The sequence below is a fragment of the Mesorhizobium shangrilense genome (genome assembly GCF_040537815.1).
Lineage (GTDB): Bacteria > Pseudomonadota > Alphaproteobacteria > Rhizobiales > Rhizobiaceae > Mesorhizobium > Mesorhizobium shangrilense.
In genome coordinates, this window is record NZ_JBEWSZ010000004.1 from 204,368 (window position 1) to 217,027 (window position 12,660).

The window sequence follows — 12,660 nt, forward strand, 5'->3', positions numbered from 1 at the left end:
TCGCAAAGCGCCGGGCCGACGAGTGGAATCTTGCCGGACGGGCTGATCGCGGCGAAATCGGGCGCGAACTGCTCACCCGCCGCTATGTCGATGGGATGGGCCCAGTAGGGCGAGCCGAGATCTTCCAGCAGGTCACATCGTCGAGACCGGCAAACAGATCGCGCAATGTGGCGATCCATCGCGCCATGCGTGGATCATGACACGACGGACAATCGCTTGCCCTCGTGCTGACCCGCAACGGATTGTCACAAACGCCACGAACTTTAGGAAAAATCTCCACGCGAGCCGGTCTTAATTACACTAATTCCATAGACTAGATAAATTTATTTGGCTTAGGCTTGTCTGGTCGTCATATGGCAAAATCTCCGATCATTCTCAACGGCTTCACCATGAACGCCGTCTCCCATGTCGCCTATGGGCTGTGGCGCCATCCGGATGATCAGGCCTACCGGCATGCAGAACTCGACTATTGGATCGAGCTCGCCAGGGCGTTGGAGGATGGCGGCTTCGACTGCCTGTTCATTGCCGACGCGCTGGGTCTCCTCGACGTCCATGGCGGCGGATACGCTGCCTCGCTGGCGAAGGGCGTCCAGTCTCCGGTCAACGATCCACTTTTGCTGGTCGGCGCGCTTGCGGGTGCCACAAGCCGGCTGGGGTTCGGCGTCACCGTGTCGACGACTTATGAAAAGCCCTATCTTCTCGCACGCAAATTCACCACGCTCGACCATCTGACCAAGGGAAGGATCGCCTGGAACGTCGTCACCTCGCAGCTCGACAGTGCTGCGCGCAATCTCGGCCTCGACAAGCAGGTCGCGCATGACGAGCGCTACGAGATCGCCGACGAATTCCTGGAGGTCGCCTACAAGCTCTGGCAGGGCTCCTGGGAAGACGGCGCCCTGGTGCGCGATCGCGGCAGCGCCGCCAATCCGGACGGGCTCTACACCGACCCGTCAAAGGTACATCCAATCGGTCATTCCGGGCGTTATTTCAAAGTTCCGGGTCCGCATCTCTCGGAGCCCAGCCCGCAAAGGGTGCCGGTGCTGTTCCAGGCGGGCGGCTCGCCGCGTGGCCAGCGCTTTGCCGCCCGCCACGCAGAGGTGGTCTTCATTGCCGGTGCCGACGTCGACGGTATCCGGCGCAATGTCGCTGAGGTGAAGCGGCTTGCTCGCGACGAAGGCAGGGCTCCCGGCAGCATCAAGTTCATATCCGCCGTCTCGGTGATCACCGACGAAACCGATGCGGCCGCGGCCGCCAAGCTCGCGGACTATCGATCGCATTACGATGTCGAAGGCGCCCTGGTGCACTATTCGGCGACGACGGGCATCGACTTTTCCAAGCACGACCTCGACCAGCCCATCCGCTATACGGAGACCGACTCCAACCGTTCGCTGCTGCGCATGTTCGACGACCCGTCCTCGGGCCGCCAGTGGACCTTGCGCCAGGCCTTTTCGCCGGAGGGCGGTTTCGGGCGCGGCAAGTCCTTTGTCGGCGGGCCGAAGACCGTCGCCGATGAGCTGGAGCAATGGCTGGAGGTCACGGATACCGACGGCATCAACCTGACGCATGTGGTCAGTCCCGGCAGCTTCATCGACTTCTCCGCCCACGTCGTTCCCGAACTGCGGCGGCGCGGTCGCATTCGCGAAATTGAGGCTCCCTCGCTGCGGTCCCGGCTCTTCGGGCGCGACAGCCGTCTGCCCGCAGACCATCCCGGGGCCCGACACGACTTCTCTCAAGCCCGCCCGCCGGAGGCCTTGGCATCATGACCATCCACGCCGCCGTTCAGCGCGAGCAGCGCAGTGATTTTCAGGGCTGGGCCGAGAAGGCCGAAGAGGTGGTGCGCGAGCTCAAGCGGACCGCCGTGGCGCGCGATCTGGCCGGAGCGGCACCCCATGCCGAGATCGATCTGCTGCGCCTGGCCGGTCTGCTGACGATCTATATCCCGAAGCGGTTTGGCGGCGGCGGTGCGACACCGGCCGAGGTGCTCAAGATCATCCGTATCCTGGCCAAGGGCGACACCTCGATTGCCCAGATCGCCATCTATCATCTGTTCGGCACGGCGATCGGGCTCGATGGCAACAACAAGGCCTTCATTGACAAACGGCTGGACGGCTTCCTCAACAAGGGCTGGTTCCACGCCGGCATTGCGCAGGCGGCCTATGAGCCGCTGATCGAAGCCAGGCAAGTGGAGGACGGCTTCGTGCTCAACGGCGCCAAGCCTTTCACCAGTGGCGCGGCGGTGGCCGATACGCTGCAGGTCTGGGTGCGCTTCGCGCCGGGCACGCGGATCGATGGCACCGACGCCAGCCGCCACATCGGGCAGTTCATCGTCGCCAATCCCACGCCGGGTCTTGGCTTCGGCAATGACTGGGACAGTATCGGCCAGCGGCTGACCGTCAGCGGCAGTGCGACGCTCGAAAATGTCGCCGCATCCGCCGGCGACCTGGTCGGCCATTGGCCGGAAGACACGGTTCAGCCTCCGTATGTCACGCTGCATGTGCCGATCGTCCACGCGGCCTTCGGCGAACTCTACCTTGGCACCGCGCTTGCCGCTCTCGAAGACGCAAGGGATTACATCAACCAGCGCGGCCGACCGTGGCTGTCTTCGCCGGCTAATAAAGCTTCGGAGGACACGCTCATCGTCGAGCGCTTCGGCCGGCTTTCGATCGCGTTGGCATCAGCCGAAGCGCTCGCGGACGCCGCCGGCGCGGCGGTGCAGCGCGCCTTCGAGCGCGGCAAGGACCTCACCGCCGAAGAACGCGGCAAGGCCGCGGCAATAGCCTACCAGTCGAAGGTGCATTCGACCGAGGTCGCGCTGGAAGTGACGTCGCGGATCTTCGAACTGACCGGTGCCCGCTCAACGGCGCGTTCGTTCGGCTTCGACCGCTACTGGCGCAACGTGCGTACGCACAGCCTGCATGATCCCGTCCACTACAAGGTGCTGGAAGTCGGCGATTTCGCGCTCAACGGCCGCGTGCCGCCGCCAACCTATTATTCGTGAGCCGAACCATGACAGATTCCCCTGCAAAGGCGGTCAAGCCTCTCATCCTGAACGGCTTCGGCATGACCGTGGTCGGTCACGTATCGGCGGGCCTCTGGCGTCATCCCAGCGACCGCGCCCACAAGTACACCAGCCTCGAATATTGGACGTCGCTGGCGAAGCTGCTCGACGATGGCGGCTTCGATGCGCTGTTCCTGGCCGACGCGCTTGGCCACCTCGATGTGTTCCGGGGCACGCCGGATGCGTCGTTGCGCACCGCAGCCCAATCGCCGGTGAACGACCCGCTGCTGCTCGTGTCGGCGATGGCCGCAGCCACGACGCATCTCGGCTTCGGCATCACCGTGTCGACCACCTACGAGCAGCCCTATCTCCTGGCCCGCAAGTTCACCACGCTCGATCATCTGACCAAGGGCCGCATCGCCTGGAATGTCGTCACCTCGGTTCTGGAATCGGCGGCCAGGAATCTCGGCCTGGAACGCCAGATCGACCATGACGAGCGCTACGACCTCGCGCAGGAATTCCTGGACGTCACCTACAAGCTCTGGGAAGGATCCTGGGAGGACGGCGCGGTCGTGCATGACCGGGAGACGGGGCTCTACACCGATCCCGCCAAGATCTATCCGATCGGCCATCACGGCAGATATTTTTCCGTGCCCGGCGCGCATCTTTCGCAGCCCAGCCCGCAGCGCACGCCGCTTCTGTTCCAGGCGGGAACCTCGCCGCGTGGACGGGAATTCGCCGCCCGCAATGGCGAGGTGGTGTTCCTCGGCGGCACCAGCACGGCGTCCATCCGCCGCTCGATCGACGCCATCCGGGCGCGTGCCGTCGAACTCGGTCGCGCGCCGGACGCGATCAAGTTCATCACGGCGGTGACCGTCATCACATCAGCCACGGACGAGGAAGCCGAGGCCAAGCACAAGGACTATCTGTCCTACACCAGTGTCGAAGCCGCGCTTGCGCTGTTTTCGGCATGGACCGGCGTCGACTGGTCGCAATATCCGCTCGACCATCCGCTCGAATATATCGAGACCAATGCGGGCCGCTCCGCACTCGCCAATCTGACACGGATCGACGCCGACCGGCGTTGGACCGTGGCCGGCATCGCCGAATACATCGGCCTCGGCGGCATCCATCCCAAGCTGGTCGGCTCACCGCGGAAGGTCGCCGACGAGCTTGAGCGCATCGCCGATGAATCGGGTGTCGACGGCTTCAACCTGGCCTATGTCGTAAGCCCAGGCACATTCGAGGATTTCATCGAGTTCGTGGTGCCGGAACTGCGGCGGCGCGGCCGCATCCGCGAACGCGGCGCGCCGGGCACCACGATCCGCGAGCGCTTTCAAGGCGCAGGCCAGCGCCTGCTGCGCGACGACCATCCAGGGGCAACCGCACGCGACCGCTCGAGCTGGGGCACGACCGCCGAGGCGGCCGAATGAGGCAGCATCCCACGCCGTCGGCTTCGATCAATCCATCCCGTCGGGTCAGCCGCAATCCTACCATTTCGCCGAAGGCGCGCTGGTGATCCTGAGATCGAAGGGGCTGCTTGCGGCCTGAAATACACGTGGCCCTGGTGGGCCATCGCAACGGAGCATGACGAGAAGACAATGTCGGAAATTCAGATCTATCCAGGCCTCAGCGACGCCGAATTCGAGACATGGGCCGAGACAGCCCGCGACGTGGCGAGGCAACTCGCGGCAACGGCGCTCGATCGCGACAGGGCGAACAAGGACCCGGTGGAGGAGCTGGCACTGCTGCGCGACAGCGGTCTGCTTGGGCTGGCCGCACCCCGTGAATTCGGCGGCGCCGGCGCAAATCTCGTTCAGGCGCTCAAGATCAGCCGGATCATCGCCGCCGCCGATGGCTCGATCGGCCAGCTGATTGCCTACCACTATTCCAATGGCGTCTGGACCTACATTCTCGGCACGGCCAGGCAGTGGGAAAAGGCGGCGCGTGGCGTCGGCGGCGAAGGCTGGTTCCAGGGCGGCGTCAGCAATCCGCGCGACCAGTGGAACGAGATCGAGCATGTCGGCGGCCGCCGGTTCCTGAACGGCAAGCGCACCTTCGCCACCGGCGCATCGGTGGCGCAGCTGATAACCGTCAGCCTGTGGGACAATGGCAGACGCGTCCACTATCAGATCCCACCGTCGCGCAAGGGCATCAGCTTCGGCGGCGACTGGGACAATCTCGGCCAGAGGCTGACGGCGAGCGGCAGCGTCACCTTCGACCGCGTTGAAGTGTTCGAGGACGACCTGCTCAGCGGCCTCAACCACTATGCGGGTGATGTCGAACAGCGTGACGGCCTGCGCGTCCTCTTCAGCCAGCTCATCTTCATCAATTTCTATCTCGGCATCGCCGAGGGAGCCCTGGCCGCCGCCGCCGATCATGTCCGCCGTTTCGGCCGGGCCTGGCCGGAGTCCGGGCTGGAGCGGGCGATAGACGATCCCTACCATCTGGTGCTGTTCGGCCGGCTCTCCGCCGGGATCGCGGCGGGTATAGCGCTCGCCGACAAGGCGGCTGCGCTTTATGAGGACGCGTTGCATGCCGGCCCGTCCCTCACCGAGCAGCAATGGGGCGATCTGGCAACGCTTATCGACCAGGGCAAGATCATCGCCAACGACGTCGTGCTCGACGTGACGACGCGCATTTTTGAGGCGACGGGTGCTCGCTCGACGGCCAACAAATATGGCCTCGACATCTATTGGCGCAATGCGCGCACCCATACCGTCCACGATCCGGTCTCCTACCGGGCGCGCGAGGTCGGCACGCATCTGCTGGCCGAAACGCCGCCCCGGCCGCGCAGCTACTCGCAGCCGCCAAAGCAGGAAGGGCAGGGGCTGGAAGCCCTGCCCACGCGGAAAGCGTCATGACACTCGATGTGCGCCTGCTGAGCGGCAGGGCAGAGCTCGCACAGGCCGCCCGCACCTTCCGCACCGCGATGGTCGGCCTGCCGCCGATCGGCCCGATCGACGACGCGCTTGTCGACAGGCTGTTCGAGCCGGACCGTACGTGGGGCGCCTTCGACGGCGGGACGCTCGTCGGCACCACCGACTCCTATTCGGGACGCATCGCGGTTCCAGGCGGCGCCTGGCTGCCGCAGGCCGCAGTCACCCATGTCGGCGTGCTGCCCACCCATACGCGGCGCGGCGCGGCAACCGCCCTGTTCGAGGCGCAGCTGCGTGCCGCACGCGAACAGGGCGAGGCGGCGGCGAGCTTGCGGGCATCCGACGCGCGGATCTACGGCAACTTCGGCTATGCGATCGCCAACACCTCGGTCAGCTTCGAGGTAAACACCCAACGCGCGCGCCTGAGGACGGCACCGGCGTCCAGGGAACAGATCCGGCTGGTCGACATAAGCGAAGCCTGGGCGATACAGACGCGTATCTGTGCAGGCCAGCCAGCCCCCCGCGCGGGGGTCATCGCGCGCTCGCCGTATTGGTGGGACTTCCAGGCACTGCGCCAGGCCAACAGCGGCGCGCCGGCCTATGTCGCGGTTCACGGCGAGAAAGGCTCGGAAACCGGTTTCGTGCGCTATCACCCCATCGGTCTCGACAGCTGGTTCACCAGCCCGGAACGCACAATCGTCGTCGACGATATCGTAGCCTACAGCCCGGACGTCTATGTCGCGCTGGTCGCGCATCTGCTGGCGGTCGACCTGCCGCATCGCATCGTCTTCTGGAGCCGTCCCGCCGACGATCTGCTGCCATGGCTGTTCGAGGATTTTCGCAGCGTTCGCGTGTCGGCTGTTCGCGACGAAACCTGGCTGCGGCTCCTGGACATCGAGAAGGCGCTGACGGCTCGAACCTATGCCGGGCAGGACAGCGTGGTGCTGGAAGTCTCCGATCCCGTCCTACCCGAGAACGCGACGAGGTTGCGCCTCTCCCGCGAGGGCGCCGAGCGCACCAACATGTCCGCCACCGTCGTGGCCGACGTTTCTGCTGTTTCCGCCGCCTATCTCGGCGGCGTGAAGTGGTGGCAACTGGCCGAGACGGGCCGCCTCGGTGCCTTCGACCGGGCCGCCGTCGCAACGCTAGACACGCTGTTCACAGCGCCAACCCTTCCTCATTCCGGAACAATGTTTTGACAGCCTATCCTAATGTAAAATGGAATTTGAAAGCAGGTTTCAAAAATGGATAGTTTTGTCTCAAAATCATAGATTACCAATGCAATAATAAAACTGATGAATATTCATGAACACGGAGAAATTTTATGCCCGCCCGCGTTACGCGTAGACTAATTTCTTGCATTGCTGGAACTGCTTTGACGCTTTCCATTATTTCTGGAGCCTCATCGGCGGAGGATCTGAAACCCGGCGGAACCCTGCGCATTGCCTCGATCCAGTCCGATCTCGACGCTTTCGATCCGCTCACCGGCTACAGCATCGATTCCTGGGAAATCCTGCGCGCAACGACACGCCAGTTGGTGACCTATCCCGGCTCGCCCGCCGGCCTCAAGGAAGACACCACGCTGGTGCCGGACCTCGCCAAGTCCTGGGACATCAGCGATGACGGCAAGGTCTACACCTTCCATCTGAAGGACGACGTTTTCTTCTCCGGCTCGACCGACCGCAAGATCGTCGCCGGCGACTTCGTCTACGGCATCAAGCGCTTCTGCGACCCCAACAAGCAGGTTGCCGCCATCAACTATTTCAACCTCGTGATCTCCGGCTTCGTCGACTATTGCAAGGCCTTCTCGAAAGTGCCGACAGGCGATCTCGCGGCGACCAAGGCTTTCATCGACACGCATGAAATTTCAGGCGTCTCGGCGCCGGACGAGCGCACGCTGGTCATCAAGTCGGACACCAAGAACTACGACTTCCTCAACATCCTCTCGATGAACTTCGTGTCGCCGGTGGCGCCGGAAATCGCGTCCAAATACTTCCCGGACTCGCTGGAGTCGCGCAAGAACCTGCCGTCCAGCGGTCCCTATTATGTCGACACCTACGAGCAGGGCCAGAAGCTGGTCCTGAAGAAGGCGAAGAATTTCAAGCCGGAGTCCGATGAGGCGCGCAAGGCCTATGTCGATGAGATCGACATCGACTTCACGGCCAACAGCGAGGACAGCGTCGTCCAGAAGATCATCGCCGGCGAGGCGGACCTGTCGCTTTACCTCGACATCCCGCCCATCCCGACGATCCAGCGCTTCCTGTCGCAGAAGAGCCCCGACATCCATGTGACCAACAGCGGATCGGCGAACTTCATCACCTTCAACCAGCGGCCGGAGGTCAAGAGTGAAGGGGCCGAGGCGCTGCGCAAGCTAAAGGTTCGACAGGCGCTGACCTATGCGGTGAACCGCGAACATCTGGCGCAGACTCAGGCCGGCTCGATCGGCGCCGTGCCGCTGACCCAGATCATCACCTCGACAATCCTCGGCTACGAAACGTTCGATCCGTATCCGACCGAAAGCTACAGGGGGGACCCGGCCAAGGCCAGGGAATTGCTGGCGGAGGCTGGATATCCGAACGGCATCGCGTTCGACGCCATCTATCGGGGCAACGCGCAGTTCGAAGCGATCGCCGTGACGCTGAAGGAAGACCTTGAAGCATCGGGCATCACGCTCAACCTCACGTCTATACCGGTCACGCAGTGGTACGCCTTCATCCAGGACCCGAAGAGCCACTGGGATATATCGCTGGGCGGCACTTTCTCCCCGGACTGGCAGGGACCGAGCACGCGCATGCTGCTCGGCGGCTGGCTGAATTCGGACGCGGCCCCCTGCGGCACCGGAAACGTGCACGCCATCTGCTACAGCAATCCCGAGCTCAACAAGCTGGCGGCACAGGCCTATCCGTCCGACGATCCGGGACCGATCTGGACGAAAGCCGACAAGCTCGTCTCAGCGGACCTGCCCTGGATCCCGCTGTTCGAGAAGCGCAAGGTCGTCGTCACCTCCGATCGTCTCGCCAACTGGGTGTGGTCGTCGCTCGCCGTGAATGCCGACATCACCAACATAGCGCTCAAGCAGTAGCCGGCCGGACTGGCAAAGGAGGCACGCGTGTCCATCTTCTCCGTCGCCGATCTGCGCGTCACATTCGGTGCCACGGAGGTGGTAGGCGGCGTCTCCTTCGCCGTCGAGCCCGGCAAGACGCTCGCCATCGTCGGCGAATCCGGCTCCGGCAAGAGCGTGTCGCTGCTTGGCGCCACCGGGCTTCTGCCGCCGACGGCTTCGGTCAGCGGCAGCGTGCGGCACAAGGGCGATGAAATACTGGGGCTTGCCGCCGGCGATCTTCGCCGGCGGCGGGGTGCCGACATCGGATTCATCTTCCAGGATCCGCTCAGCAACCTTCATCCGCTGAAGACGATCGGCCAGCAGATCGCGGAAGCGATCACCGCGCACCGCAGGGTGGGACGCCGGGAGCTGCGCGAGCGCGTTCTCGATCTGCTGGCCGATGTCGGCATTGCCGATCCCGCGTCGCGCGTGAACGACCATCCCAGGCAGTTCTCAGGCGGCATGCGCCAGCGCGTCATGATCGCCGCGGCGATCGCGCTCAATCCCGGCCTGATCATCGCCGACGAGCCGACGACCGCGCTGGACGTGACCGTGCAGGCATCGATCCTCGATCTGCTCAAGCGCATCCAGCAGGCCCACGGTACGGCCATGATCTTCGTCAGCCACGATCTGGCCGTTGTCTCGGACATCGCCGACGACGTCCTGGTGATGCGCGCGGGGCATGTGGTCGAGCAGGCGCCGGCCGAGCTGATCTACAGGGGACCGCGCCAGGCCTACACCAAGGCGCTGCTTGGCGCGGCACGGCTTGGCGGCCTGGTGACCCGCGCGGCGCGACCGTCGCTGCCTGCCGCGCCCAATCTCCTGTCCGTCTCGGCGGTCTCGCGTTCGTTCGCGGGTCGCGCCCGCAAGGGCGGCCCCCTGATCAGGCCGGTGCTCCAGGACATTTCGTTCACCGTGCGCGAGAACGAGATCGTCGGCCTCGTCGGCGAGTCCGGCTCCGGCAAGTCGACGATCGGCCGGCTCATCGCCGGCCTTGACCAGCCGGACGAGGGCAGCCTCTCCATTCGCGACCTCGTCTATTCGCGTCCGGGCCCCGGCGGCCTCGCCATCGACAGCAAATTGCGGTCGGACATACAGGTGATTTTTCAGGATCCCTATGCGAGCCTCAACCCGCGGCGGCGCATCCGGTCCATCCTGGCGGAACCCCTCATCATCGGCACCCAGTTCGACGCGGCGAAGATACGCCGGCGCGTGGAGGAACTGGTGCGCGACGTGGAACTTCCCGAGGATGTGCTCGACCGTTTTCCGGCGCAGCTTTCCGGCGGCCAGCGGCAGCGCGTCGCCATCGCGCGCGCCATAGCGCTCGAACCTTCGCTGATCGTCGCCGACGAGCCGGTGTCGGCGCTGGATGTTACGACGCAGGCGAAGATCATCGGCTTGCTGCGGACCATTCGCCGGCAAAGAAACCTGTCGCTCCTGTTCATCTCGCATGATCTGGGCGTGGTGTCCGAACTGTGCGACCGCGTGATCGTGCTGGAAAAGGGCGTCATCGTGGAAGCCGGCGACACCGCCCGCGTCTTCGGATCTCCCCAGCATCCGTATACACGCCGGCTGATAGATGCGATTCCCGGGAAGGCGCTGCAGCCCAACCCGGTTCCTGAACGGATCGCCGCGCATGGCTGAAATCCGTGCCCTGGCGTCCGTCCAGGACGATGTCCTGCTGGGACATCGCGAGATCGTGAAATCCTACAGGTTGCTGCTTCTCCATGCGCTGCTCGGCGAACGGTCGTTTCGCACCGGCGCGCTGATCATAGGCCTCGTCGCCGCCGGCGCGCTGCTGGCGCCGGTCGTGGCTTGGCTGCTGGGCCATGGGGTGACCGAGCAGTTCCGCGACACGGCGCTGACCGAGATGGGCCTGCCGACCGGCCCGACACTCGAATTTCCGCTTGGCGCCGACGGCAATGGCCGCGACGTGCTGGTGCGCACGCTCTACGGCGCGCGCGTGTCGCTGGCCATCGCCATCCCCGCCACCACGCTCGCCATGATCATCGGCACCTCGATCGGCCTCGTCAGCGGATTCCTTGGCGGCCGTGTCGATCGTATGATCTCGCAGGCGGTCGACGTCGCCCTGTCCTTTCCGTTCATCGTCACCGCGCTCAGCCTGCTGTCGCTGAACCGGGGTGGCGACGGCAAGCCGCTGGTCGCGCCCTCGCTGGTGGTCGTGCTGATCATTACCTTGTTCTCCTGGACATACTTCGCCCGGCTGACGCGGGGCCTGGTGCTCGTGCTGCGCCGCAGTCCGCTGGTGGAGGCCGCACAGACGATCGGCGCCTCGAAGAGCAGGATCATCCTGCGCGAGATCCTGCCCAACATCGCATCGGTGATCCTGGTCTACTGGGCGGTGCAACTGCCGACGAACATCATAGCCGAGGCGACGCTGTCCTTCCTCGGCGTCGGCGTGCAGGCGCCGCAGCCAAGCTGGGGCAACATGATCGCCGAGGCGCAGCGCTCCTCGCTCTACCAGTTGCAGCCCTGGTTCCTGCTCGGCCCCGGCATAGCCCTGTTCCTGACCGTGGCGGGTTTCAACACGCTGAGCGCCGGCCTGCGCAACGTCCTCGATCCCCATCGTCGTATCGGGTGACCCAATGATCCGGCACACAGGCGGGCTGATCTTGCGGGCGCTTTCGACGCTCCTCATCGTGCTGGTGATCGCCTTCTTCATCACCCGCATCGCCTATCGCAATCCGGCCGCAATGCTGGCGCCCCGCAACGCCAGCCAGCAGGCCATCGATGGGATCGCGCTTGCGCTGCGCCTCAACGAACCATGGTATCTCCAGCTGTGGTACTATCTCTATCGCGGCCCCGACATCCAGGGCGCGCCGATGGGGCTTGCCCACTGGCCGCCGGCATTGGGCTATTCCTTCCGCAAGCAGACCCCCGTGACCGATCTCATCCTGTCCAAGGTGCCGGTGACGCTGTCGCTGGCGCTTGGCGCGGTGGTCATCTGGATGACGCTTTCGATTCTGCTTGGCGTGATTGCCGCGCGCCGGCAGGGCTCATGGCTGGACAGGCTGATATCTGGCTTCGCCTATGCGAGCCTGTCGGTGCCGACGTTCCTCTCCGGCATCCTGATCTCCTACTTCCTCTTCTTCCAGCTCTCCAACCAGGGAATCTTCTGGTTTCCGAGCAGTGGCTATGTGCCTCTGACGCAAAATCCGTTCGAATGGGCCCGCCACTTGGCCTTGCCGTGGCTGACGCTGGCGCTCGCCGAGATCGGCATATTCCAGCAGCTGGTTCGCGCCAGCATGCTCGAGGTCCTGGGCGAGGACTACATAAGGACCGCCCGCGCCAAGGGTCTGCCGGAATGGCGAATCTACTACGACCACGCCTTGAAGGCGGCCCTCAATCCGGTGATCACGCTCGGCGGCCTGGAGCTTGCCGTCATCATGGGCGGGGCGATCGTCACCGAGACGATCTTCGGCCTGGATGGCGTCGGCCGGCTGGCAATCAATTCGGCGCTCGAAGGCGATTTTCCTGTCGTCATCGGAACCACGATCTTCGCCGCCAGTTCCTTTGTCATCTGCACCTTCGTCGTCGATATCGTGACCAGGTGGCGCGATCCGGCGAGCGCGTCGTGACAGAATTTGAAGGGCCAGTCGCTCAACAGATCGAGAGGATCCGGAAGACCAACTGGCGCTTTGCAACACACGACGGGTAGG

At 64.4% G+C, this 12,660-nt stretch carries 9 protein-coding genes; all 9 read left to right on the forward strand.

The window, feature by feature from the left end:
* The first annotated feature begins 353 nt into the window (after positions 1-353).
* The 9 genes from ABVQ20_RS31790 (at position 354) to ABVQ20_RS31830 (ending at position 12,579) form a co-directional block, all read left to right on the forward strand.
* Positions 354-1,763 (forward strand): LLM class flavin-dependent oxidoreductase, encoded by a 1,410-nt coding sequence (locus ABVQ20_RS31790; RefSeq protein ID WP_354463647.1) that lies wholly within the window; start codon positions 354-356, stop codon positions 1,761-1,763.
* Positions 1,760-2,998, forward strand: a complete 1,239-nt coding sequence (locus tag ABVQ20_RS31795; RefSeq protein ID WP_354463648.1) for an acyl-CoA dehydrogenase family protein — start codon at positions 1,760-1,762, stop codon at positions 2,996-2,998. Before ABVQ20_RS31790 ends, ABVQ20_RS31795 begins: the two co-directional genes overlap by 4 nt.
* 8 nt (positions 2,999-3,006) lie before the next feature.
* Positions 3,007-4,431 carry an LLM class flavin-dependent oxidoreductase gene (locus ABVQ20_RS31800; protein WP_354463649.1) on the forward strand — a complete coding sequence of 475 codons (1,425 nt, stop codon included), beginning with the start codon at positions 3,007-3,009 and terminating at the stop codon, positions 4,429-4,431.
* Positions 4,432-4,599: 168 nt separating this feature from the next.
* Positions 4,600-5,862 carry an acyl-CoA dehydrogenase family protein gene (locus ABVQ20_RS31805; protein ID WP_354463650.1) on the forward strand — a complete coding sequence of 421 codons (1,263 nt, stop codon included), beginning with the start codon at positions 4,600-4,602 and terminating at the stop codon, positions 5,860-5,862.
* Positions 5,859-7,076, forward strand: a complete 1,218-nt coding sequence (locus ABVQ20_RS31810) for a GNAT family N-acetyltransferase (protein ID WP_354463651.1) — start codon at positions 5,859-5,861, stop codon at positions 7,074-7,076. Before ABVQ20_RS31805 ends, ABVQ20_RS31810 begins: the two co-directional genes overlap by 4 nt.
* 176 nt (positions 7,077-7,252) lie before the next feature.
* Entirely contained in the window at positions 7,253-8,959 is a 1,707-nt protein-coding gene (locus ABVQ20_RS31815; RefSeq protein ID WP_354463652.1) for an ABC transporter substrate-binding protein, read from the forward strand.
* A 27-nt stretch (positions 8,960-8,986) separates the two neighbouring features.
* Complete coding sequence (locus tag ABVQ20_RS31820) at positions 8,987-10,624, forward strand: dipeptide ABC transporter ATP-binding protein (RefSeq protein WP_354463653.1); 1,638 nt, start codon at positions 8,987-8,989, stop codon at positions 10,622-10,624.
* Positions 10,617-11,582 (forward strand): ABC transporter permease, encoded by a 966-nt coding sequence (locus tag ABVQ20_RS31825; RefSeq protein WP_354463654.1) that lies wholly within the window; start codon positions 10,617-10,619, stop codon positions 11,580-11,582. The genes ABVQ20_RS31820 and ABVQ20_RS31825 overlap by 8 nt, the downstream gene beginning before the upstream one ends.
* 4 nt (positions 11,583-11,586) lie before the next feature.
* Positions 11,587-12,579 (forward strand): ABC transporter permease, encoded by a 993-nt coding sequence (locus ABVQ20_RS31830; RefSeq protein ID WP_354463655.1) that lies wholly within the window; start codon positions 11,587-11,589, stop codon positions 12,577-12,579.
* The last annotated feature ends 81 nt before the right edge of the window (positions 12,580-12,660 follow it).

Bases quoted from the DNA above. Each gene is read 5' to 3' on its own strand.
- ABVQ20_RS31790 (WP_354463647.1), top strand. From the start codon at position 354: ATGGCAAAATCTCCGATCATTCTCAACGGCTTCACCATGAACGCCGTC.
- ABVQ20_RS31795 (WP_354463648.1), top strand. From the start codon at position 1,760: ATGACCATCCACGCCGCCGTTCAGCGCGAGCAGCGCAGTGATTTTCAG.
- ABVQ20_RS31800 (WP_354463649.1), top strand. From the start codon at position 3,007: ATGACAGATTCCCCTGCAAAGGCGGTCAAGCCTCTCATCCTGAACGGC.
- ABVQ20_RS31805 (WP_354463650.1), top strand. From the start codon at position 4,600: ATGTCGGAAATTCAGATCTATCCAGGCCTCAGCGACGCCGAATTCGAG.
- ABVQ20_RS31810 (WP_354463651.1), top strand. From the start codon at position 5,859: ATGACACTCGATGTGCGCCTGCTGAGCGGCAGGGCAGAGCTCGCACAG.
- ABVQ20_RS31825 (WP_354463654.1), top strand. From the start codon at position 10,617: ATGGCTGAAATCCGTGCCCTGGCGTCCGTCCAGGACGATGTCCTGCTG.
- ABVQ20_RS31830 (WP_354463655.1), top strand. From the start codon at position 11,587: ATGATCCGGCACACAGGCGGGCTGATCTTGCGGGCGCTTTCGACGCTC.